Here is a 22,230-nt window from a genome sequence, read left to right on the forward strand (position 1 = left end):
AGCTATTTTATTCTTTTTTTACTTAACTTAAAAACTATAACAAGTATTTCTGCCACTGCTTGATACATGTTAGCTGGTATGTCAGAATCTATTTCAACCTCTTCATAGATAAGTCTTGCAAGAGGTTTATTTTCAATTATAGGTATGTTATTTTCTTTTGCTATTTCTTTTATCTTAAGAGCAATACCTTCACTTCCCTTTGCTACAACCATTGGTGCTTCGCTTTTACCTTCTTCGTATTTAAGCGCTACAGCTATATGAGTTGGGTTTGTTACAACTACCGTAGCATCTGGAACTGATTGCATCATCCTTCTTGTAGCCATTTCTCTTTGTTTTTGTTTTATCTTTCCCTTAATTTCGGGATCTCCTTCATCTTGCTTGTATTCTTCTTTTATTTCTTGTTTTGTCATTTTAAGATCCTTATTGTACATATATCGTTGATATATGTAGTCAGAAACTGCTAATACAATCATTATTAAAGTTACCTTTTTAAATATAATCAAAATAAGTTGTTTGAAAAAGGGTCCCATAGAGCTTATATGTAAATTTCCTACTGTAAGTATCTCTTTATAGTTATCCACCATAAAATTATATCCTACATAACCAACTACTATAACTATTCCCATAGACTTAAAAAGCTCAACTAGAGTTCGTGAAGAAAACATTCTTTTAAATCCACTTATAGGATTAATTTTTGAAAGCTTAGGCTTTATAGGTTCAGTGCTAAATAAAAATCCGCTTTGAGCATAATTAGCAAGGATGCCCATAAGCATTATAGGTAACACTATGGGTAAGAAACTTTTAGCAAACTCTAAAAGAGTTGTTATTGCAAGGTTTCTTAAGTTTAAGTCATTTATAGCCATATTTAATTTATCACCTAAAATATATACTACATTTTCCTTAAGTACTTTAGAAGAAAAACTACTTAAAGTTGCTATAACTAAAGTAGTAGCCAAAAGTGTCATTGCAAGTCCTACTTCTTTACTCTTAGCTATTTGCCCTTTCTTTCTCGCATCCGATTTCTTACGAGATGTAGCCTCTTCAGTTTTTTCTTCTGTTGCAAAAATAAATACTATTGGTATGAACTTATACATTTCTCTCATTATTTCAGGTATATGATCCATAGCTGATACCACGCCTTTAAAAAACATTGGTAATGCTAATGAAAATGTAAGTAATCCCACAACTATTTTCATTGGGAGACCTAAAATCATTATATTTAGCTGTGGTACTGTCCTTGCAACCAGTCCTAAAGTAAGATCTGTAATAATTATTATCATAATAATAGGTAATGCTATCTTTATTCCAATCCAAAAATATTGTATAAATGAATGTATAACTTGCATTGCTGATTCTTGTGTTATAAGGGACTTCCCTAAAGCTACCGCATCAAAACTTTCTAAAAAGCTCCAAATAATCATGTGATGACCATCTAATATGAAAAAAATAATTAAACTCATCCAGTACATTAATCTTTCAAAAAGGGTTGAATTACTTTTTGTATTAGGGTCAAACATACTTACCATAGCAAGACCTATTTGGACATCCATTAAGTTTCCAGCCATTCGTATAAAATAAAAACACATACCTGTAACAATTCCAAGTACAATTCCAGACATAGCCTCATTTATTATGGCAAGTATAAGTGCATAATTATTATTTATAGCCATAACTGAATTTGTATAATCAATGCCGGGCAATACAGCGTATGCAATAATAATGGATAGAAAAAGCTTTAATCTATTAGGTGTTCCATTGGGGAAAAAGATTGGTGTTACTATAAAAAAACTACCAAGTCTTATGAATACTAACATAAGTGCCGTAAAATATGCTAAATCTAACAATCCAATTCCCCCTATTGTACTATGGTAGAAATAATTTGAAATATTCTTTCAGTAAATCCCATCATTTTATGCAACATCCAACTCCCTGTAGTAAGCCCTACCAAAGCTATAGCTATAAGTTTTGGAACAAAGGTAAGTGTCTGCTCTTGTATTTGTGTTGTTGCTTGAAATATACTTATAAGAAGCCCAACTATTATAGATACTGCTAATATAGGCGCCGCTATCATAAGTCCTGTACTTATAGCTTCTTTCAAAATCCCCATCAACATATTTTCAGTCATCTATACCACCTCACGAAAAACTTAGTATTAAAGAACGCACAACTAAATACCATCCATCTACCATAACAAATAATAACAATTTAAAAGGCATAGATATAAGTACTGGTGGAAGCATAAACATTCCCATAGACATTAAAACACTTGCTACTACCATATCTATAACAATAAATGGAATGTATATCAAAAATCCTATTTGAAATGCAGTTTTAAGTTCGCTTATAGCAAATGCAGGAACTACTACATATAGAGGAACATCTTCTTTTGTTACCTCTTCTCCCATTTTCCCTATTTCCATAAATAAGCTTAAATCCTTTTGTCTCGTTTGCTTAAGCATAAACTCTCTTAAAGGTTTTGCGCCTTCTTCAAAGGCCTTTTCTGTTGTTATCTTTTCCTCCATCAATGGCTTAAATGCAGCCTCATTTATATCATTATATACAGGTGCCATTATAAATATAGTTAGGAATAAAGCAAGTCCAATTAAAACCTGATTAGGTATTGATTGTTGAGCTCCAAGAGCTCCTTTTAAAAATGAAAAACTTACTATTATTCTAGTAAAACTGGTCATCATTATAATAAATCCTGGAAGCATTGTGAGTATAGTAAGCATTATCAGCATTTTTATACTGCTTACATAATCACCATTTGAAGTTGCCCCATCTATATTAAAATTCATCTTTGGAATAGGTACCGTTGGAGCCGCGTTTGCTGACACTGAACCTATTGCAATCATTACTATAATCATAGCTAAAACTGTCATACAGGTCTTTTTTCTATTCATCCTTAAATCTTCCTTTTTTTATTCGTCTTTTAAACTTCTTTCTATATTCTTTAAATTGATCATCTGAAAGTTTTTTGTCTACTTCATATTTTAAAGCTTCCTCTTTGCTTAACACACCAATTTCTTTTATTTCTTTATTTGTTGAAGTCATTATATGATATTCTTCTCCTATTTTAACTAAAATTATATTGCCTTCTTTACTTACATTTACCTTTTCTAAAATTTTTATGTACTTTCCATTTTGAATAGATTGAACTTTTCCTCCCCCAAACCTTAAAGATACGTAAACAAGAAATAAAATAAAGGGAAGGAATATCACGATTTGAATCATCATCTTTATAAATTCATAGTCCATTTATTCATCTTCCTTATTCCAAATTACTAAAACTCATATTAATCCTTATTGAACTAATAAATCACTAAAATATACATTTGTTAATTTACCATTGTTTAAAAGAGGGTTTAATCTATCTAAAATTTCTTTTTTAAGGTCTTCTGTTCCCTTGACTGTCATATCTGCAGCTTTTTTATTTCTTAAAACGCTTATAACAGTATCTCTCATAATAGCCTTTTTTTCCAATAGTTCTTTTTCTAGTTTCTTATTTTTAGGTCCATATCCTACAGATACATTAACCTTTAAATATTTCTTACCACCTTCATCGGATAAATTAACTAAAAATTCATCAAGAGAGTTAGTTATCTCTTCACCCTTCACCACAGCTACCTCTGCACTTGCAGTTTGCTTGTTTTTTGTCACAAAAAACATTCCTCCAAAAACAACCCCACCTAAAAGTACTAAGGTTAGTAATATTATTAAGATTATCTTTAGAGTATTTCCGCCTTTTTTTTCTTTTAAATCTTTTTCACTCATTGCTTCTTCTCCTTATCTGTAGCTAGAATTAAAATATTAACTCTTCTATTTTTTGACCTGTTATCATTGCTATCATTTGCTACCATAGGTTTATATTCGCCATATCCAGCAGCAGCAAATCTTGCGGGCTTTTGTCCCTTTGTTTCTACAAAATATCTAACCACATTTACTGCCCTAGCTGTAGAAAGTTCCCAGTTACTTTCATATTTAAATGTATTTATAGCAAGATTATCTGTATGACCTTCTACTACAATATGATTTGGAAATGTATCCATAAGATTATTTATTTTATCGAGTATAGACTTACTTTCCTCTCTTATATCAGCCTTTGCTGATTCAAAAAGGATATTATCCCTAAGTTGTATTATTACTCCTCTTTCATCTTGCTGTATATCCACTGTAGACGAAAGATTATTTTCATCTACAAACTCTTTAACTTTACTATACATATCAGCCTCTGCTTGAGGAAGATTATCCTTTTGAATAGATTCTCCTACAATAGGAACATCTCCATTATTCATATTAAATTCTAAGATTCCAACTCCTCCGCTTCCATTTAAAACACTTTGTAGAGCTGTAGAAATTTGTTTTAACTTTTCTTGATCCACTGAAGAAAAAGAATATAGCAATATAAAAAATGTAAGTAAAAGAGTTATAGTATCAGAATATGTAGCAATCCACTCATCTCCAGTTAACTCTTCAACTTTTGGGCCATCCTTTTTTCTAGCCATCTATTGTCCCTCCCTGACCTGTAGAGCTAATTTTAGCATATTCCATTCTTTCCTTTGGTGATAGATATGTTATAAGCTTTTCCTCTACAATTCTAGGATTAACTCCAGATTGTATAGATAAAATGCCCTCTAACATCATCTCTCTTGTGGCAACTTCCTTCCCACTTTTTAAACTTAGGTTTGCTGACATTGGATTAAAGAATAAATTAGCCATTACAGCTCCGTAATATGTAGTTATAAGAGCCTTTGCCATACCTGATGCTATAGCATTAGAGTCGGTTAAATTTGAAAGCATTTGTATAAGACCTATAAGTGTACCTATCATACCAAAAGCAGGTGCATATCCTCCCCAAGCTTTTAATATGTTTGCTCCTGTTATATGTCTTCTTTCCATTTCATCAATTTCAAGTTCCATTATATCTTTTATAGTTTCAGGTTCAATTCCATCTACCACCATTTGTAGACCCTTTTTTAAGAACGCATCTTCTAATTTAGAAATATCATCTTCTAAAGATAATAATCCCTCTTTTCTAGCCTTTCTTGATAAACTTCCAAATTGACTTACCATTTCCTGTTGTGAAAGGATAGGTTCCTTAAATGATTCTAACAAAACCTTTCCTAGCTTCTTAAATTCTGATATAGGATAGTTTATAAGTAAAGCGCAAAAGGACCCAAATACAGTAATTACAAGGGATGAAAAGTCCCAAAATATTTTAAGATTTGCGCCTCCTAAAGCCATCCCCCATACAAGCATTGCGGCCCCTACCACAACACCTATAAGAGTGAGCACATCCTGTTTTTTCATCTTTAGTTGCCTCCTACAAATTTAAATTAAATATCTTATTTTTATACTTTATAACTTTGTTTATAACTTCTTCCGGGGTTTCTAGAACTATATACTTTTTTCCATTTACCAAAGTAATCAAAGTTTCCGGAACTTCTTCTATTTTTTCAATCTGTTCGGCATTTAGTATAAATTCTTTTTGATTGAGGCCTACAAGTTTCACCATATTATACCCCTCCCTATAATTAAAAGTTAAAAATTAGGGGTTAAAAGCAAAATTTCTTTTACAGTGTTTCATTAATAACTCTATAAGATTAATGTTTACTTCTAACCCTTAACTATCTATCTTTTAAGATTTATTATATCTTGAAGTATTTCATCTCCGGTAGATATTGCTTTACCATTAGCTTGAAAGGATCTTGTTGCTACTATCATTTCTGTAAATTGCTCTGCAAGATCTACATTGGACATTTCAAGCACACCTTGAAGCATCTGACCATATCCTGCTTCATTGCTTGGATCAACATCCCCTGGATTTTCTGGTTTAGGCATTACTCCTGTTCTAATTATTGCATTACCTGAGTTAGGAGAACTCTTTAATAAGTTTCCTCCTATTTTCTCAAGTCCCGCAGGATTTTTAAATGAAGCCATAGCTATTTGACCTATAACAGCCTTTGCCCCACCTTCTAAGGTAGCCTTTATTACACCATTTTTCTCAATAGAAAAGGATGTAATTCTTTTATCTTCAGTGCCTCCAGCAGTTGTTACTTTTATTGTTTCAGGTATTTTAAGTGTCCTTAAATCTCCACTAGCATGTAGCTTTTTAGAATCTGCGTCTACAAAATTTAAATCACCCGTGCCACCAACTGGCATACTTTCAGCATCAACATCTTCTGGCTTATCTTTGGCATCTGTACTACCAATTAAAGAATATCCAAGCACTCTAAGTCCATCTGAATTAAGAAGATTACCTTGGTGATCTGTGGTAAATGATCCATCCCTTGTAAACATAATATCTAATCCCTTAGTATCCGTTGGTAACTGAAAGTCTTTAGGATCAGCAGCATCATAAATTTTAATTCCATCTACAAATGTTGTTTCACCTCTAGCTACCATGAAATATCCATCTCCATCTACTGCTACATCCAAATTTCTTGCTGTAGGCTGCATATTTCCTTGAGATACCACTGTATCTATTCCTGCAAGTTGCACTCCAAGTCCTACCTGCCTTGGGTTAACTCCTCCTAGATTCCTACTTGGTCCTGAAGCACTCCCCATATTTTGACTTATCATATCTTGAAATCTAACTCTTTGAGTCTTAAATCCCGTGGTTCCAGAGTTTGCTATATTATTTCCTATAACGTCTAACTTTACTTGATTTACCCTCATACCACTAATTCCTGAATACATGGATCTTATCATTTAATATACCTCACTTTTATTTAATATCCTTGTTTCTATATTTCCACAAGGAAAGGCCCCCTGAAATCAGGTCCAGCCTATAACATAACTACGCTATCTATATTAGTAAATACATTTTCTTTTGCTCTTTCCTTATCAATTACTGTTATTATTGTCCTATTTTGTACACTAGTTACAAAAGCCATGTCTTTATATAATATTAAAGAACTTTTAGATCCCTTTTTTTCAGCTTTATTTATTCCTTCTTTAATATTTTCCATATCTATGTGATTTAAATTTAAATCCTTCATTCTTTCAGATGCATGATTAGAAATTTTTATGTCCTTTTGTATGTTTAATTCTAAAACTTCCTTAAAACTTTTAGAATTAGATAATTCTTTATTATTGCTAACCTTTTTAACTACTTCCTTGGACTTACAGCTCTGCAAATCATCTATTAAATAAGGCTTTCCATTGATTATTCTATAACTCATTTTACTCCGATATCTTGTTTATCTTAGTATAAGAATATTTTTTTATTTCGCCATCTTCAAGCCTTACAGTAACATTAATAAGTCCTTTTTCCCTAAATACTGAAGTAACTACACCCTTTATTATTTCATCTTCCTTTTCTCCTGTAAGCTCTACCTTTTTTCCAATAAGGGAAGAAGCATATAATAATGATGTATTTGAATTTATATTTTCCACATCAAGATTTGGCACATCTAATATAGAAATAACATCTGCCATTGCAAACTCTAAAATTTCTGTTTTTTCACCTTTTCTAACTTCTACACCTAAAATTGTTTCTCCACGCCTGTTTTCTGTGCCTCTTACTATTCCTGTATAAGGCTTTCCACCATCATCAGCATAATTTAAGGTTACACCCTTACCAATAAGCGAACTTGCTGCCATACTGGATGTAGTGTTATTCAAGTTGGCCATTTGTTCTAATGATGCAAATTGAGCCATTTGAGCTATGTATGCTGTGGTATCGCCTGTATTAGATGGATCTTGATTTGATAGCTGTGCCGCTAATATCTTTAAAAATGAATTTTTATCAAGTCCTCCCCCATTTTTAACTATCTTTGTCCTTCTATCCGTATAATTATCAGTAACTACACCATCTTTTAAATTAAATTCAGTAGGCCTATTTATTCCTGACATCTTATTCCTCCTTTAAAATCATTTAAGCTAACATATTAATCTTACCATTCTCTATAATTTCTTTATCATTTTCTTTTATCATTGTGTCTTCAGCCTCAGTTATATTTTTAGGCTTTCCACCATTATTAGATTGTCGTTTCTCAAATTCACTCTCAAAAAAGCCCTGTGGTAAATTTGAATAAGACATAAAATCTTCTGTAGAAATACCTACTTGAATTTCATTTACTTTTAAATTCATTTCAATCATCCCGTTTTTAAGATCCTTTAAATTAGAATTTAATAAGCTATAAGTTTCTTTGCTACTAGCCATTATTTTAGCCTTCATACCATCTGATTCTTGTACTAATGTTATAATAACTTGTCCAAGTTCCTTTGGATTAATTTTAACTGTAAGTTCTTTTACATTGTTTATCTCCATAAATCTTACAGATTTAATCACATCAGAAACCATGGTTTCCTTTGTAGCTACTATATTTTCAGTTCCATTAGCTTCTAATATTTCTCCATTATTCATAAGACTTTTATTTATCATAAAGGTTTTAGTAAAGTCTTTTTCAACCTTCTTTTCTCCTATTAAACTCTTTAACAGGTTTAACTCTTTATCTTCTTCATTGCCACTAGTTAAAAAAGGACTTTTATTATCTGAATCTAGTGACGTTTCTACTTTATTTGTTTTTAAGGATAAAGTAGTTTGTTTATTTTCAGATTCTCCCTCTAGGTTTGATTCTAAACCTTCTGTCTGCTCAGACTTTCTATTTAATGAAAGATCATATATTTTATTTATTATATCCTTAATATTGCTATTTTCCTTAGGTTCCTTTTCAATATTAATAATATTGACCTCATCATTAACTTTTAAGTTATTTACCTCACTCTTCAAAGCCTCTAATTCGTGCCCCTTTAAAGGTTCTAATTCTTCTTGTAACATTTCATTTAATAAGCTTTCAATATCATTTAATGAGGGATTTATATCTTTTGAGTCACCTTCATTAAAATTAAATATTATTTTATCTAGGCTCTCCTTAATTTCCGGATTCTCCTCAACAATTTTAGTTAAATCTAAATCATTATCTTTTAGCAATGCAAAAAGCCCCATAAAGAATAGTGATTTATCCATTGAACCTTTAATTTCTTCATAAGTTTCAGCTTCTTCTAAATCACATATGTCTTCTTTTAGGGGATAATTATCCTTTTTTATTACATTTGTGGAATCACTACCTACTTTATCTTTTAAAGCATTTGTAGATTCTTTTGGATTATCTTTAACTTCATCTTTTCCATTGTTAAAATTATATTTATCTTCTTTATTAGAATTATCTTTAGATAATAAAGCAAGATTTTCTATAAAAGATTTGTCTTTTAAATCTTTAGGCTTAGGAGCATTAGTTTTAGCATAATCATAAGTATTACTAGGTTTTATTCCTTGCATCAAATATCTCACCTCCCTTCACGATTTCTCATATACCCATATAAGGCAAACTCATCATTTTGTACTTGTTCTACATGTTTTTCTATATCTAAAAACTCTGTTTTCTTTTTATCTTTTAATATTTCTACAGTCTTTCTATCTATCTGTTTTTCTTTTAGTTCTTCTCGTTTTTTATCTAGTACAATTATCTTTTTATTAAGCTCAATAGTTTTCTCATCTATAGATGTATTTAATGCATAAAGATAATTTCTTCTTATCTTTTGTTGCACAACATCTTCCTTAATAGTTACAGAATTATATCTACTATAATTTTGTTTCATATTATTTAGAGAATTTTCTACCTTATCCTTTTGACCCTGTGCTTCTTTGAAATTCCGTTTGCTTTCTTCTTCTTTTTCTGTCCGTATATCTAAAAGTTTTTGAAGTCTAAAGTTAAATAATGCCAATGCTTAATCTCCTCTCTATTGTTGCATTTTAAAGCTTTCATCTAATTAAACATGCTAAGTAACCTTTCAATACTATGATCAAATTCCACCTGCTCATTTATTCCTTGCATAAGATATGCATTTAATGCTTCATTATATTTTATAGCAGTATCAACTTTTTTATTGCTACCTTTAACATAGGCTCCTATACTTATAAGATCCTCTGAATCTTTATATGTAGCTAAAAGATCTCTTGCAAAAGATGCTAGTTCTTTATGCTCCTTTGATGCAACTTCTGGCATAAGTCTACTTATACTATTTAATATATCAATAGCTGGATAATGGTTTTTGTGGGCTAAAGATCTGGATAAAACTATATGTCCATCTAATATTCCTCTAACAGCATCGGCTATAGGCTCATTAAAGTCATCCCCATCAACTAAAACAGTATAAAAGGCAGTTATGGATCCTTTGTCTGACATTCCTGACCTTTCCATAAGCCTTGGTAACATGGCAAATACCGATGGTGTATATCCTTTTGTTGCAGGTGGCTCACCAATAGCAAGTCCTACCTCTCTTTGAGCCATAGCAAATCTAGTAACAGAATCCATCATAAGAATAACCTTTTTACCTTGGTCTCTAAAGTATTCTGCAATAGCTGTTGCTGTAAAGGCTCCTTTAATTCTAACAAGAGCTGGCTTATCAGAGGTTGCACAAATTATTATGGACTTTTTCATTCCTTCTTCACCTAAGTCTTTTTCTATAAAGTCTAAAACTTCTCTACCTCTTTCACCTATAAGTGCAATAACATTTACATCAGCCTTTGCATACTTAGCTATCATTCCAAGTGTTGTACTTTTACCAACCCCTGATCCTGCAAATATGCCTATTCTTTGTCCTTCACCGCAGGTCAAAAAACCGTCTATTGCTCTTACCCCTGTAGGTAATACATCTTTTATCCTTCTTCTCTTTAAAGGGTCTGGTGGTTCTTTATCTAATTCGTATTGTTCACCTCTTATTATTTCTTCACCATCTAAAGGCCTTCCAAGTCCATCTAACACTTTGCCAAATAAATCATTACTACAATTAACACTAAGAGGTCTTCCTTCTGGAACGACCTTACAACCTGGTGAAATACCTATAAGTTCTCCTAAAGGCATAAGGATAACATTATTATCTTTAAATCCCACAGCCTCGCAGGATATAGCTATATTTCTTTCATTATATATAGTACAAAGTTCTCCAACAAAAGCCTTTATACCTTGTACTTCTATAGTAAGTCCTATAACTTTTTTTACTCTTCCTTCTGAATAAAAGGTATCACAATTTTTAACTCTATTTTTTATTTTATCAAAATCTATTTCAAGCATATTATCCCCTTATTTTAAAAGTTAATAAAGACTTTTTTTGATATTTTCAAGACCAATATCTATACCTACTGTAATACTACCATTATCTTTTTCTATAACTGCATTACCCTCACCTAGTGAATCATCTTTTATTACAAATATATCCCCTTTAAAAGCAGATTCATCTTTCCACTTCACTATATTTTCTCTTATATGATCTACGTATCCTTCTTCACACCTTATTATAAAAGATTTATTATCTCTATGTTCTTTTAAAATCTTTAATATAATATCATCTAAACCATCTTCTTTGACTATCTCTCTTTTCAGTATAGTTTTAGCTATCTCATAAGATAAGTTTAAAATTTCATCTCTTTTTTCATTAAGATAGCTCTCAAAGTTTTCTCTAGCACTTTTAACTATTTCCCCTGCGCTATTTCTACCTTCTTCTAATATGGAGTCTGCTTCTTTTAAAGCTTTTTCAATATGCGCCTCATAAGATTCAGCATATCCCTTCTCATAACCTTCTTTATAGGCTTTTTCATAGGCGTCTTTTTCTATAATAATTGCATCTTCATAAGCACTATCAATTATTTCTTCTTTTTTTCTCTTCGCTTTTTCCATAATAGATTTACCAATAAGTGCATAACTATCTACACTTCCATTGTCATAGTCCTCAGATATTTGGTTTTCATCACTCACTATATCGTGTACCGTATCTATTAACTTTTCCCCTGTATCTTTTACTTCTTTCCCTTTAATAACCTTATAAAACGATGGCATCTTCTCCACCTCTTGCTATAACTATTTCACCCGATTCATCTAGTCTTCTTATTACAGCAACAATTTTTTGCTGAGACTTTTCAACATCCATAAGTCTTACAGGTCCAAGGAATTCCATGTCTTCTTTAAGTGAAGCTGCTGCTCTTTTAGATTGATTCTTAAATATAGCTTCTGATACCTCTTCAGAGCATCCCTTAAGAGCTAAAGCTAAATCTTTTACTTCCACTTCTCTTAAAATTCTTTGTATAGATACATCTCCAAGGGATATAATATCTTCGAATATAAACATAGATTCCTTCACCTTTTCTGCAAGTTCTGGATCTTCTCTCTCTAAGTTTTCTGTAATATTCTTTTCTGTAGTTCTATCAACCTGGTTAAGTATATCTACAAGTGTTGGTACTCCTCCTATTATTGTCATATCAGACCTTACTACAGAAGACAGCTTGCTATCAAGCACCTTTTCTATCTCCTTTATGACCATTGGTGAAGTATTACTCATAGTTGCAACTCTATAGGCTACCTCAGCTTGAATATCTTCTGGTAATGAAGATAAAAGCTGTCCTGCCTTATCTGATTGAAGGTAACAAAGTATTAAAGCAATAGTTTGTGGATGCTCATTTGATATTACACTCATTAATTGGTGAGCATCTGCCTTTCTTGCAATAGAAAAGGGTCTATATTGTTGTGTAGCTTCTGTTACCTTATCTAATATTTCCTTAGCTCTTTGTGGTCCAAGCGCTCTTCCTAAAAGGTTTCTTGCATATTCCATACCACCTTCTAAGAGATAATCTCTTGCTTTATTCATCTCTATAAATTCTTGAAGTATATCCTGTCTTTGCGTTTGTTTTACTGTGGTTATATTTGCTATTTCATAGGTTATTTTTTGTATTTCCGCCTCTGGAAGTCTCTTTATTATACCAGCTGAAGCCTCAGGCCCTAGGGTAATAAAAAGTATAGCCGCCTTTTGTACACCTGTAAGTTTGTCATTATCCTTTGGCACTCATATCACCTCTCATCCTCTGAAATCCAGGACTTAACTATATCAATAACTTGATCTGGTTTTTCACTGGCATATTTTTTAATTTCTTTTTCTATATGATTACTTTCACTGTTAGATTCAAATTCTATAGGTGCAAATTCTACTTTTTCTTTAGGTTCTATATTATCCCCTATAATCATATCTAACCCTTCTAACTCGTCTTCTATATCTTCTTCTTTTCTTTTTCTAAGTATAACTAAAACTATTATAATTGCTAAAAGTGAAACTAAAGCAATACCTATGTTTCTATAAAGCTTTCTCTTGTTTTCTGCTTCAGCTTGCTTTTGCATATCTTCTATTTCTTTTTTTGCATTATCTTTTAATGTAGGATCAAAGGTCATTCCTACAACACTTACCTCATCTCCTCTATCAGCCTTATAACCAATAGCATTAGAAACTAAAGATTTGATGCTTTCTTCCATTCTTTCATCCAAGTTTCCATCAACAACAACAGAAGCTGTTAATCTTTTCACCTCTCCTGGTGCTGCTATAACTTTCCTTTCTGTTTTTCCTAGTTCATAGTTTGTATTCAATTCTTCTTTGGTAGTTGAAACATTACCATTATTATTTGCAATAGTATTATTCATATTATTATCAAGTGGACTTTGAGCTACTCTCTCTTCGCCACCATTACTTGTTTCCTTTAATGAAGATTCACTTACTGGAACCTTTTCAGGATCTATTACTATTTTGTTTTCCTCTACAGCATCAAAATCAAGATCTGAGTTAACTTTCACTTTAACCCTATCCCTTCCAATAACTGTTTCTAACATATCTAAAACTGAATTTTCAAGCTTTGTTTCATAATCTATTTCTGCTTGTTTATGTTTATCTAAAGCTGCTATAGACATAGCGTTATCATCATATATATCCTTAGATAATAGATTCATTTTATCATCTATCACTTCAACGCTCTCTTTAGGAATGTTTTGAGCTGCTCCTGAAATTAATGCTACTATAGACTTTACCTGTTCCTCGTCAATCTTTTCTCCTTGGTTAAGTTCTAAATAAACCGAAGATTTTCCAGGCTTTGCATCCTTTACAAAAACAGAGTCTTTAGCAGGCGTTAAATGTACCCTTGCATTTTTAACCTGTGGAAAACTTTTTATGGTTTTTTCTATTTCTCCTTGTAACATTCTTTGCTTTTTAACTGAAAACTCTTCATCTGTCATCCCAAATGAATTTCCCTCATCTAGAAGTTCATATCCTTTACTACCATTTGAAATTTCTGTAGCAAGCTCTAGTCTAAGTTCATCCACCATTTCTTTTGGTACATAAATAGAATTTCCCCTAACTTCTACCTTAACTTTTTTCTCTTTAATCTTTTCAGTTACTACTTTTGCATCAGCTGGATCTAAATTTGAAAATAAAACTCCATATTTATTAGATTTCATATATGTACTTAAAAATATAATAGCAATAATAAAAGCTACCAAAGATATCCCTAAAGCAATTTTTGTACCAAGCTTCATGCTTTTAAGCTTATCTCGCATATTCCTTAAGCCTTCCTTAAGCTTTTCCATTACTCGCACTCCTCACTAGCTTATAACTGCATTCTATTTATTTCTTGATAAGCTTCCAAAAGTTTGTTTCTAACTTGTACTGCCATCTGCAAAGATAGCTTGGCTTCTTCTGTTGCTAACATTACCTTATGTACATCCATTTGTTCACCCTTTATAAGGCTTTCCATATTTGAATCTGCTAAAACCTGTTTATCATTAACACTATTCATACCTTGTTTTAAAACATCTAAAAAGTTTTCTTGCTTTTCTTGCTTTTCCTTATTATTTATCTTCATATTATCAAAAACGCTACTATCTGGCACAAATCCATTAACTTTCATATTAATCCCCCTATCTACCAATTTCTAATGCTTTAGAGTACATGCTCTTCATTGCATTTAAAGTATCTACATTAGCTTCATATGAACGTGACGCCGCTATAACATCAGCCATTTCATTTAATACATTAACATTTGGCATGGTTACATAACCCTCCTCATCTGCGTCAGGATGGCTGGGCTCATAAACCTTTCTAAGATCGCTTTGGTCTTCTAATATACCTACGGCTTTAACGCCCATAAGCTTTTCACCTTTATTATCTGTTTTGTGAAGTTCTTTTTGAATATTACTTTGAAACACAGCCACCTTCCTTATGTAAGGTTTGCCATCTGCTCCTCTAGTAGTTTTAGCGTTAGCAATATTAGATGCAATGGTATCCATCCTAAGTCTTTCAGCTGAAAGCCCACTAGCACTTATTCTCATGGAATCAAAAGTACTCATAATTATCTTCCCCCTCCTGTTATAACGTATCTTAAGTTAGAGAGTTTACTATTAGCTTGAGATACTAACGTATTATACATTAAAGTATTAGCTGCTTGATTAACCTTTTCGTTTTCAATATCTACATTATTTCCATCTTCCCTCATGCTAGAGCTTTGATCTTGAACTACTTCAATGTCTCCATAATTTCGTCCATTATTTATGTGTTTTTCATGTGTTGTCTTAAGTTTAAACTCATTAAAGCTTTCATTTAATGTTTCTTCAAATTTTACTTGATATTTTTTATAACCTTTAGTATTTATATTTGCTATGTTATTTGCTATGGTCTTTCCCCTTATGGAAGAAGCGTCTAAAGATTTTTTTAGCATATTATAAGATCTTTCTTCCGGTATTAAAGAACTTTTCATAAACCCCAACTCCTAGCCAACATTATTATTTACAATATACAACATATTATATCAAACTTATACACTAAATAATATATAAATAAAATTTAAACTTGTATTTATATTTTAAGGATAGTATTTAACACAAACTTACTTAATATTTATTTTAAAATATATTATTTGTTTCTGTTATCAATATTATTGTTTAAATTATAATATAAATTAAGTTTGTATTATAATTTGATTCTATAGTGAGTTATTACACTCTAAATAGTAATTATAATTGTTTTTTAAAATAGCACTATACATAATATAGCAAATTCTTACAAGATAGTCAAATAAGTTTTAAATTATAACAAAAAAAAAGATGTAATGGGTTTTATCCTATTTACATCTTACTTTTTTATTCATCTAAATATATAATTTTCAGCGTAGTTTCCATTTATCCGATGGCTACCATCCGTAACACCCCTATCGTCTTCAAGGTGGGGGATGACGGCTTCTACGCCCCTGGATAAGTTCTTCTAAGACTCAGATGGAGAAATGTATTCCTTATAAGCAAACTCCACCTGAGTCTAAGAATCACTTGATAATTTAAAATCTTATCTAAAATTAAGAACTTGGTTTATTTTAATCTTTCTAATACCCCAAGCACATCTTGAGGCATCCTATTAGTTTGCACCATCATGGCATTTCCAGCCTCCACTAAAAGATTATGCTTTGCTAAGTGCATCATTTCCTCGGCAATATCCACATCACCGATATCACTATCAGCACCTTCCATAACTAAAGAGTTTTGCCCTTGAATATCATAGAGTGATTCCATTCTATTTTGAATAGCTCCATATTTACTTCTTATAGATAAAACTTTATCCATAGATCCGTCAATTATACCTAAGGCCTCATCTATTTTACCTTCATTTACCTTTATGTCTTTAAGGGATAATGTACCTTCCTTATTAGTTAAATTTCCAGAAGTTAAATTATTTGCAGGTATAACTAATGTATCACCTACATTTGCACCAGAAGCCATTTTTATATGATCAGGTTCTGTGCCTGTTTTAGCTAAAAGCTTGACCCCGTTAAATTCTGTATTATTAGCTATATCATCTATAGATTTTAACATTTGTTCTATTTCTTTTTGTATTACAGCTCTATCATCTTCTGTTGTTGCCCCTCCTGAACTTATAGTAAGCTCTCTTACTCTATTTAAGGCCGTAGTTATGTTGTCTAATCCACCTTCTACTGTTTGAAGCATGCTTATACCATCTTGCATATTTCTTTGAGACATTTGAAGTCCTCTAAGCTGTATTCTTATCTGTTCTCTTTGACCCATGCCAGCAGGATTATCCATAGCCTTTCCAATTTTATCTCCGCTAGATACCTTGGACATAGATTTACTTTGAGCCCCTACATTTTTTGTGTAATTTCTATAAACATTTAAAGACATAAGATTATGACTAAGTCTCATATAATCAACTCCATTTTTGTTATATTATATTTTAGGTATTTTTAAAAAATTTATACATCTTGGATTACCTTCAAGATATGCTATTTTAATTATCGTATTTATTTAATTAATCTTTAGACTTAAGACTTCATATAAAATTTTATATTATATATAAATTGAATTTTGCACTATTAGCTTTTAATTAATATAGACATATGAGCTAAACTATCAAATCCACTATCTTTTATCAGTTTAATAATACTTTGAATGTAGCTCGGAGTATGCACAACAACCCTAGAAAAGGATTGTATAAGTTTCAATGTAAGTTCATCCTCTAACCCATGATGATAACCTGACATGCCTATAAGATGAAGCTTAATCATAGAATAAATAGATACAATATATATATATGAATCCCATATGGTGTTAAAAGATCCAAAAGGCATTAATTCTCTAAAATATTCATTAACTAAATAATTTTCTAAAATATATTGTTTTTCTTCAATATAAGTCTTAAAGTACTTGTTATAATTATCATCATACTTTTCTACAACATCCTCTAGTTTTGCCCCCTCAATAAATCCTAGACCATTTAAGGTTTCTATAACGCATTCTAAGTATCTCTCACTACCGACTCCAGACAGCACTTTTTTATCAGTTAATTCTTTAGTTATTTTCATCTGAATTGCAGTGTTTTTAGGAATACCTTTTAGTTGCTCTTTTAGTGAATCCTCTTTCATTAAATCATTCATTGCATTTAACATAGCTGGTATATCTCTATTATTTCCCTCATGATTTAGCTTTTCAATCTTTTTATATACTATACCCATTATTATCACCCTATCATCTAAGGAGTAATTTCTATTTTGAAGCAAAGATATGTTAAATATACGGATATCCCAAAAATACTTTTCTAATCTATTAGCTAGTAAATATCCTTCTGTATTTAAGCCATTGTTTATGGATATTCTTGAATTTTTATCTACTTCTATATGTTCTAGTATTATACCCTCTTTATTCAAAAGAGCAAGCCTTGCAACTTCAGGACAAGATATAGTAGCACTTTGTTCTAACATACCATCTACCTGTCTTGTATACCTAGGATAACTGCTACAGGTATTAGATAGATAGCCTTCCCCTAATTCTTTATGTATATTGCAAAGTTTATTTTCATCCAAAAATGGACAACCTTTATTTGAATCCATTTTGATTTTAGCATAATTAACATCACTTTTATTGTTGTGTCTTCTATTTATCATTGTTTGAAATAGTGGCCTTAACTTTTCATTTTGATTAGTTTTATATTTCTTATAAGTTTTTTTATCCAAATCAACATTCCAGGCATAACAGCAACTTTCTTCACATTTAGGACCTATGCATTTAAAACCCTTCATGTAAGAAGGTGTAAGCATTGTTAATGTTTCATTCATGTATTGTCACATCTCTTTCTTTTTATATTTTATTATTATAATATATTGACCTATTATCAAATGAAATTGAACCAATAAAAAAATCCATAGTGGACTATTCTGTGTTATGATTTAATCGCAAAACAAAAACATATATGGGGAGTATAATCACTATGAACTACCCAAATAATAACACAAAACCCATCCAAAATAAACTTTTGAATTTTGAAGAGCGCATGACTATCTGCCTTCGTCGTAAAGATGGGTTTTTAGCTATAGGATAGCCACGGAGTTGAATGCCCTACAAATACTATTCTAAGTGAACTACGACGTGGTAGTACTACTCAAATTAAACAATGAAATTGTATTGAGATTTACCTTTAAGATACAGGCGAATCCATTCATAAAAAGTTCCAAAAGAGTTGTTTGAAGCACAGTTAGATATAATGTCTGTGCATAAGTAATTTCAATGATTTAGGTCATAAATAGGAATTAGTCAATTTGTTATTGCATTTATCATAAAATATTGGTAATAATAAAAGCAAACAAAATAATAAACATAATCGAGGTATACATAATGAGTATCTTCAGTACTAAAGAATATGATCCTACGGAAATAGAACTAAACATTATTATAGGTAGCCTTTTAGGCGATGGGAGCCTCGCTCTATACGGAAGAAGTAAAAATGCATATTATAGAGAACATGGATGTGATGCTCAAATTCCTTATAGACTATGGAAATCACAAAATTTAAGCAAGTTAGATTTTCAATTTAATATAAAGTATAAATATGCTAAATTATACTCTCACAGCCATCCACTTTTCACTAGTTTATACAACGCTTTTTATATCAACGATGTAAAGACTATAACTGAAACTAACATAAGATTGCTAAGTCACCCCATAGGCCTAGCTTGTTTTTATATGGATGATGGGACTTTGGTTATTGATTCTGTGAAACGAAAAAACGGTTCAATATATATATTTCCAAGAATATCATTCTACACATTAAGTTTTTCAGAAGCAGAAAATGTTATTTTAAAAGATTACTTTAAAAGTAAGTTTGACGTGAATACAAAGCTAAAATATCGAAAAGATGGTAAAAACGTCATTCTAGAAATTAATAAGAAAAGCGATATACTAAATTTTATTAACATTGTAAAACCTTATGTAAATGAGATACCTTGCATGAAGTATAAAGCTGACTTAGAGGGTAGGTTTGAAATTAAAAGGCTTCAACTTCAAAAGCTTGGTTATAACAATATTAATCTTTGGAATGAAGACCTTACTAATGCCTTTTATACTAAAGAAGATGAATTGTTTATTTTAGAGTGCAAAAAAGCTGGTTTATCAAATGCAGAGATTGCAAGAAAACTTAATAGACCTTATTGGGGGGTAGTTGATAAAATAAGGAGGATGAAAGAACAGCAATAACTTTTATACCAATAGATATTTTTTAGTTACTTATTATGAAAATGAGTCAGAGCAAAAGCCCTGACTCATTTTTTATTTAAATGTAACTCCCTCTCATTTCTTCGAGGGAGTAAGCGATTCACTGAATTTTAGCTATCGCTAAAATTAGTTCTCTAATCAATGAAACTTCTCCTCCTATGTCGGTGAAGTAAGTTCCACTAACTAAATCGAAGATTTAGAGTGTCACTTATCTTAATAATTGTAAAACTCCTTGAGGTTGTTGGTTTGCTTGCGGACCGTCAATTAGCTTTCACTAAATGCCAGACTATATCTTCAGCCAAATCAATACAACTTAATATTTTAAATATAGATGTTGTATGTTTTGGTTGTGGGGCACTTCGGGAAACCTCATTCCCTACAGACCTCATAGGCTTGCAATTTATTAATTGTTTAGCCCGTTCGTCTTAGTCGTTGAACCTTCTCCAACCTTTCGGTACAGGATATTGGCTGCTGATTATCCAATCTATTCTTTTTTCTGCCTATCACACTTACCGTTTCCAGTTATGTTGTAGGAAGAATAGCTCTAAGGAAGTTCCAGCAATTCACCCCATTTTCATTAAGGATTACTCCTTAAGGGACCCGTCAAATAGTTCTAAAGGAAGTTATTCCTTATTACCTTAGAAGTTGTAAAACTCCTTGTGGCTGACTATTTGCTTGAGCCAACATTGCTTGTGCAGCTTGTGCTAAGATGTTATTCTTTGAGAATGCCATCATTTCTTTAGCCATGTCTACGTCTCTAACTCTTGATTCTGATGCTTGTAAGTTTTCAGCTGAAGTGTTCAAGTTAGCTATTGTGTGTTCTAATCTGTTTTGAACTGCTCCAAGCTTTGATCTTTCTTTTGATACTGTTTCAATAGCATTATTTACAGAAGTTATTGTTCCATCTGCTTTTTCTCTAGTTGAAACATCTGATCCATTTATTGTAAACTTAGCTGTATCTTTCAACTCACCAGCTTTAAATCCTAAGTCAGTAGCAGTTACCTTAGTTTTTCCAATTGTTATTTCATCAGTAGCACTAAGTGTTGCTACTATTTTACCATCCTTAACAACATTTGCTCCACTAACTTCATAATTTCCTGGTGCTAGAGCCTTTTTAGCGTTATCAGTTATTGTGTTATCAAGAGAAATCTTGCCATCTTTTATTGTTAATGTAGCACCTTCTCCAGCTACAGATTTAACAAATGTTGTATCTACACCATTTACAGTTATTTTAGTTCCAGCACCAGCTGCATCTGTAGTTCCCACTGTGTTTCCTTTAACATCTAAAAGAGTTTTTCCTTTTACTGTATAAACACCATCTTTTAAATTACTATCAGCAGTAAGATCTATAGTTTCCATTGTGTTTGATGCTACTAAACCTAAGCTTGAAGAATCCATTTTTTCTACGGATAAATCCATATTTTGTCCACTGTTAGCTCCTATTTGGAACTTTCCTTCGAATGAACCATCTAATAACTTTTGAGTATTGAACTCAGTGTTATTAGCTATTCTATCTATTTCTGAAATTAATTGATTCATTTCGTCTTGGATTGCGCCTCTATCAACCTTTACATTTGTATCGTTTGCTGATTGAACTGAAAGTTCTCTCATTCTTTGTAGTATTGAGTGAGTTTCATTAAGTCCGCCTTCAGCTGTTTGGATCATTGATATAGCATCTTGTGAGTTTCTTGATGCTTGATCAAGTCCTCTGATTTGGCCTCTCATTTTTTCTGATATTGCAAGACCTGCTGCGTCATCTCCAGCTCTGTTTATTCTTAAACCTGAGCTTAATTTTTCCATTGACTTTCCAGCACTAACTGTGTTCATGCTCATGTTTCTGTGAGCATTCATTGCGTTCATGTTGTGATTAATTATCATAATATATTCCTCCTTGAATTTTGAGATTTAGACATCCCTGTCTTATTTAAGCTAAATTATTTTTATAACTTAGTCTTAATATATACTTCGTTATGTTTTTATAATACTTTATAGTCTTTTTGAAAATATTTTAAATCTTTTTGTTAAAATATATAGAATCTACACTAAATCTTTTATTATAGCTTTTAGAAGCGCTTTTTAACTCTGCAATATTATCTATTTCTTCTTTAACTTCACTCTTTTTTTCATTTAACATAGTGGATAATTTACTTTGAAGGGGTATTATCTTTAGATTAGTACATAAGTCTTTAAATATTTCATTATCGTACTCCTGAGATTCAATATGATTTATTAAATCCTGCCTTTTTTCTAGTAAAGGGTCTAACTTATCAATATTATCTTCTTCTAAAGCTTTTATTAAATCTAAAGTTACCTCTTTATATTCTGTAAGGTGGGACTTTAATATTTTGACCTCTTTTATATTCATATA

At 31.4% G+C, this 22,230-nt stretch carries 25 protein-coding genes and 1 pseudogene; 2 read left to right on the forward strand and 24 right to left on the reverse strand.

The genetic code is table 11. The features are described from left to right. Positions 1 to 2: 2 nt before the first annotated feature. The 22 genes from BV55_RS0114135 to fliB all read right to left on the reverse strand — a co-directional run bounded on the left by BV55_RS0114135 (position 3) and on the right by fliB (position 18,430). Complete coding sequence (locus BV55_RS0114135) at positions 3 to 1,844, reverse strand: fused FliR family export protein/FlhB family type III secretion system protein (protein ID WP_029453460.1); 1,842 nt, start codon at positions 1,842 to 1,844, stop codon at positions 3 to 5. 11 nt (positions 1,845 to 1,855) lie between these two features. Further along, positions 1,856 to 2,125 (reverse strand): flagellar biosynthesis protein FliQ, encoded by a 270-nt coding sequence (fliQ, locus tag BV55_RS0114140; protein ID WP_029453461.1) that lies wholly within the window; start codon positions 2,123 to 2,125, stop codon positions 1,856 to 1,858. Between the two features lie 10 nt (positions 2,126 to 2,135). Next, positions 2,136 to 2,903 (reverse strand): flagellar type III secretion system pore protein FliP, encoded by a 768-nt coding sequence (gene fliP / locus BV55_RS0114145; protein ID WP_029453462.1) that lies wholly within the window; start codon positions 2,901 to 2,903, stop codon positions 2,136 to 2,138. Continuing rightward, positions 2,896 to 3,258, reverse strand: coding sequence for a flagellar biosynthetic protein FliO (locus BV55_RS0114150; RefSeq protein WP_029453463.1), 363 nt, complete (start codon positions 3,256 to 3,258; stop codon positions 2,896 to 2,898). The genes fliP and BV55_RS0114150 overlap by 8 nt, the downstream gene beginning before the upstream one ends. Before the next feature lie 45 nt (positions 3,259 to 3,303). Beyond that, a complete protein-coding gene (locus tag BV55_RS0114155) occupies positions 3,304 to 3,774 on the reverse strand; it encodes a flagellar basal body-associated FliL family protein (RefSeq protein WP_029453464.1) in 471 nt (156 codons plus the stop codon). Further along, entirely contained in the window at positions 3,771 to 4,505 is a 735-nt protein-coding gene (locus BV55_RS0114160; RefSeq protein ID WP_029453465.1) for an OmpA family protein, read from the reverse strand. The genes BV55_RS0114155 and BV55_RS0114160 overlap by 4 nt, the downstream gene beginning before the upstream one ends. After that, a complete protein-coding gene (locus BV55_RS0114165) occupies positions 4,498 to 5,310 on the reverse strand; it encodes a motility protein A (protein WP_029453466.1) in 813 nt (270 codons plus the stop codon). Before BV55_RS0114165 ends, BV55_RS0114160 begins: the two co-directional genes overlap by 8 nt. A gap of 13 nt (positions 5,311 to 5,323) precedes the next feature. Further along, complete coding sequence (locus tag BV55_RS0114170; protein ID WP_029453467.1) at positions 5,324 to 5,515, reverse strand: flagellar FlbD family protein; 192 nt, start codon at positions 5,513 to 5,515, stop codon at positions 5,324 to 5,326. 116 nt (positions 5,516 to 5,631) lie between these two features. Next, positions 5,632 to 6,711: a flagellar hook-basal body complex protein gene (locus BV55_RS0114175; RefSeq protein WP_029453468.1), complete on the reverse strand. Its 1,080-nt coding sequence runs from the start codon at positions 6,709 to 6,711 to the stop codon at positions 5,632 to 5,634. A 77-nt stretch (positions 6,712 to 6,788) separates the two neighbouring features. After that, a complete protein-coding gene (locus BV55_RS0114180) occupies positions 6,789 to 7,184 on the reverse strand; it encodes a TIGR02530 family flagellar biosynthesis protein (protein WP_029453469.1) in 396 nt (131 codons plus the stop codon). A 1-nt stretch (position 7,185) separates the two neighbouring features. After that, positions 7,186 to 7,857: a flagellar hook assembly protein FlgD gene (locus tag BV55_RS0114185; RefSeq protein WP_029453470.1), complete on the reverse strand. Its 672-nt coding sequence runs from the start codon at positions 7,855 to 7,857 to the stop codon at positions 7,186 to 7,188. 22 nt (positions 7,858 to 7,879) lie between these two features. Continuing rightward, the gene (locus BV55_RS0114190) at positions 7,880 to 9,286 is read right to left on the reverse strand and encodes a flagellar hook-length control protein FliK (RefSeq protein ID WP_242850901.1); all 1,407 of its coding nucleotides are present in this window, start codon (positions 9,284 to 9,286) and stop codon (positions 7,880 to 7,882) included. 8 nt (positions 9,287 to 9,294) lie between these two features. After that, the gene (gene fliJ / locus BV55_RS0114195; protein WP_029453472.1) at positions 9,295 to 9,732 is read right to left on the reverse strand and encodes a flagellar export protein FliJ; all 438 of its coding nucleotides are present in this window, start codon (positions 9,730 to 9,732) and stop codon (positions 9,295 to 9,297) included. A gap of 41 nt (positions 9,733 to 9,773) precedes the next feature. Continuing rightward, positions 9,774 to 11,081 carry a flagellar protein export ATPase FliI gene (fliI, locus tag BV55_RS0114200; RefSeq protein ID WP_029453473.1) on the reverse strand — a complete coding sequence of 436 codons (1,308 nt, stop codon included), beginning with the start codon at positions 11,079 to 11,081 and terminating at the stop codon, positions 9,774 to 9,776. Positions 11,082 to 11,102: 21 nt separating this feature from the next. Beyond that, complete coding sequence (locus BV55_RS0114205) at positions 11,103 to 11,843, reverse strand: FliH/SctL family protein (RefSeq protein WP_029453474.1); 741 nt, start codon at positions 11,841 to 11,843, stop codon at positions 11,103 to 11,105. Beyond that, positions 11,827 to 12,843: a flagellar motor switch protein FliG gene (gene fliG, locus BV55_RS0114210; protein ID WP_029453475.1), complete on the reverse strand. Its 1,017-nt coding sequence runs from the start codon at positions 12,841 to 12,843 to the stop codon at positions 11,827 to 11,829. Before fliG ends, BV55_RS0114205 begins: the two co-directional genes overlap by 17 nt. Before the next feature lie 5 nt (positions 12,844 to 12,848). Then, entirely contained in the window at positions 12,849 to 14,405 is a 1,557-nt protein-coding gene (gene fliF, locus BV55_RS0114215; protein ID WP_029453476.1) for a flagellar basal-body MS-ring/collar protein FliF, read from the reverse strand. A 20-nt stretch (positions 14,406 to 14,425) separates the two neighbouring features. Beyond that, positions 14,426 to 14,725 (reverse strand): flagellar hook-basal body complex protein FliE, encoded by a 300-nt coding sequence (gene fliE, locus BV55_RS0114220; RefSeq protein ID WP_029453477.1) that lies wholly within the window; start codon positions 14,723 to 14,725, stop codon positions 14,426 to 14,428. Positions 14,726 to 14,735: 10 nt separating this feature from the next. After that, entirely contained in the window at positions 14,736 to 15,164 is a 429-nt protein-coding gene (flgC, locus tag BV55_RS0114225) for a flagellar basal body rod protein FlgC (protein WP_029453478.1), read from the reverse strand. A 2-nt stretch (positions 15,165 to 15,166) separates the two neighbouring features. Continuing rightward, positions 15,167 to 15,571 (reverse strand): flagellar basal body rod protein FlgB, encoded by a 405-nt coding sequence (gene flgB, locus BV55_RS0114230; RefSeq protein ID WP_035794453.1) that lies wholly within the window; start codon positions 15,569 to 15,571, stop codon positions 15,167 to 15,169. A 604-nt stretch (positions 15,572 to 16,175) separates the two neighbouring features. Beyond that, the gene (locus BV55_RS0114235; protein ID WP_029453480.1) at positions 16,176 to 17,021 is read right to left on the reverse strand and encodes a flagellin N-terminal helical domain-containing protein; all 846 of its coding nucleotides are present in this window, start codon (positions 17,019 to 17,021) and stop codon (positions 16,176 to 16,178) included. A gap of 170 nt (positions 17,022 to 17,191) precedes the next feature. Next, positions 17,192 to 18,430 (reverse strand): flagellin lysine-N-methylase, encoded by a 1,239-nt coding sequence (gene fliB / locus BV55_RS0114240; RefSeq protein WP_029453481.1) that lies wholly within the window; start codon positions 18,428 to 18,430, stop codon positions 17,192 to 17,194. Between the two features lie 152 nt (positions 18,431 to 18,582). Between fliB and BV55_RS15975 the strand changes: the two are divergent. Continuing rightward, a pseudogene (locus BV55_RS15975) lies at positions 18,583 to 18,790 on the forward strand (IS30 family transposase); the annotation flags it as partial. A 196-nt stretch (positions 18,791 to 18,986) separates the two neighbouring features. Further along, the gene (locus BV55_RS0114245) at positions 18,987 to 19,844 is read left to right on the forward strand and encodes a hypothetical protein (protein ID WP_051652517.1); all 858 of its coding nucleotides are present in this window, start codon (positions 18,987 to 18,989) and stop codon (positions 19,842 to 19,844) included. Positions 19,845 to 20,495: 651 nt separating this feature from the next. Here the strand turns inward: BV55_RS0114245 and BV55_RS0114250 are convergent. Both BV55_RS0114250 and fliT read right to left on the reverse strand, forming a co-directional pair. Next, the gene (locus BV55_RS0114250) at positions 20,496 to 21,740 is read right to left on the reverse strand and encodes a flagellin N-terminal helical domain-containing protein (protein WP_029453483.1); all 1,245 of its coding nucleotides are present in this window, start codon (positions 21,738 to 21,740) and stop codon (positions 20,496 to 20,498) included. A gap of 130 nt (positions 21,741 to 21,870) precedes the next feature. Continuing rightward, positions 21,871 to 22,227, reverse strand: coding sequence for a flagellar protein FliT (fliT, locus tag BV55_RS0114255; protein WP_029453484.1), 357 nt, complete (start codon positions 22,225 to 22,227; stop codon positions 21,871 to 21,873). Positions 22,228 to 22,230: the final 3 nt, after the last annotated feature.

The sequence above is a fragment of the Clostridium algidicarnis genome, assembly GCF_000703125.1.
Lineage (GTDB): Bacteria > Bacillota > Clostridia > Clostridiales > Clostridiaceae > Clostridium_L > Clostridium_L algidicarnis.

Excerpts from the sequence above, each read along its gene's own strand:
- fliQ (WP_029453461.1), bottom strand. The coding sequence starts at position 2,125 with ATGACTGAAAATATGTTGATGGGGATTTTGAAAGAAGCTATAAGTACA.
- fliP (WP_029453462.1), bottom strand. The coding sequence starts at position 2,903 with ATGAATAGAAAAAAGACCTGTATGACAGTTTTAGCTATGATTATAGTA.
- BV55_RS0114150 (WP_029453463.1), bottom strand. The coding sequence starts at position 3,258 with ATGGACTATGAATTTATAAAGATGATGATTCAAATCGTGATATTCCTT.
- BV55_RS0114155 (WP_029453464.1), bottom strand. The coding sequence starts at position 3,774 with ATGAGTGAAAAAGATTTAAAAGAAAAAAAAGGCGGAAATACTCTAAAG.
- BV55_RS0114160 (WP_029453465.1), bottom strand. The coding sequence starts at position 4,505 with ATGGCTAGAAAAAAGGATGGCCCAAAAGTTGAAGAGTTAACTGGAGAT.
- BV55_RS0114165 (WP_029453466.1), bottom strand. The coding sequence starts at position 5,310 with ATGAAAAAACAGGATGTGCTCACTCTTATAGGTGTTGTGGTAGGGGCC.
- BV55_RS0114170 (WP_029453467.1), bottom strand. The coding sequence starts at position 5,515 with ATGGTGAAACTTGTAGGCCTCAATCAAAAAGAATTTATACTAAATGCC.
- BV55_RS0114175 (WP_029453468.1), bottom strand. The coding sequence starts at position 6,711 with ATGATAAGATCCATGTATTCAGGAATTAGTGGTATGAGGGTAAATCAA.
- BV55_RS0114180 (WP_029453469.1), bottom strand. The coding sequence starts at position 7,184 with ATGAGTTATAGAATAATCAATGGAAAGCCTTATTTAATAGATGATTTG.
- BV55_RS0114185 (WP_029453470.1), bottom strand. The coding sequence starts at position 7,857 with ATGTCAGGAATAAATAGGCCTACTGAATTTAATTTAAAAGATGGTGTA.
- BV55_RS0114190 (WP_242850901.1), bottom strand. The coding sequence starts at position 9,286 with ATGCAAGGAATAAAACCTAGTAATACTTATGATTATGCTAAAACTAAT.
- fliI (WP_029453473.1), bottom strand. The coding sequence starts at position 11,081 with ATGCTTGAAATAGATTTTGATAAAATAAAAAATAGAGTTAAAAATTGT.
- BV55_RS0114205 (WP_029453474.1), bottom strand. The coding sequence starts at position 11,843 with ATGCCATCGTTTTATAAGGTTATTAAAGGGAAAGAAGTAAAAGATACA.
- fliF (WP_029453476.1), bottom strand. The coding sequence starts at position 14,405 with ATGGAAAAGCTTAAGGAAGGCTTAAGGAATATGCGAGATAAGCTTAAA.
- fliE (WP_029453477.1), bottom strand. The coding sequence starts at position 14,725 with ATGAAAGTTAATGGATTTGTGCCAGATAGTAGCGTTTTTGATAATATG.
- flgC (WP_029453478.1), bottom strand. The coding sequence starts at position 15,164 with ATGAGTACTTTTGATTCCATGAGAATAAGTGCTAGTGGGCTTTCAGCT.
- flgB (WP_035794453.1), bottom strand. The coding sequence starts at position 15,571 with ATGAAAAGTTCTTTAATACCGGAAGAAAGATCTTATAATATGCTAAAA.
- BV55_RS0114235 (WP_029453480.1), bottom strand. The coding sequence starts at position 17,021 with ATGAGACTTAGTCATAATCTTATGTCTTTAAATGTTTATAGAAATTAC.
- fliB (WP_029453481.1), bottom strand. The coding sequence starts at position 18,430 with ATGAATGAAACATTAACAATGCTTACACCTTCTTACATGAAGGGTTTT.
- BV55_RS0114245 (WP_051652517.1), top strand. The coding sequence starts at position 18,987 with ATGAGTATCTTCAGTACTAAAGAATATGATCCTACGGAAATAGAACTA.
- BV55_RS0114250 (WP_029453483.1), bottom strand. The coding sequence starts at position 21,740 with ATGATAATTAATCACAACATGAACGCAATGAATGCTCACAGAAACATG.
- fliT (WP_029453484.1), bottom strand. The coding sequence starts at position 22,227 with ATGAATATAAAAGAGGTCAAAATATTAAAGTCCCACCTTACAGAATAT.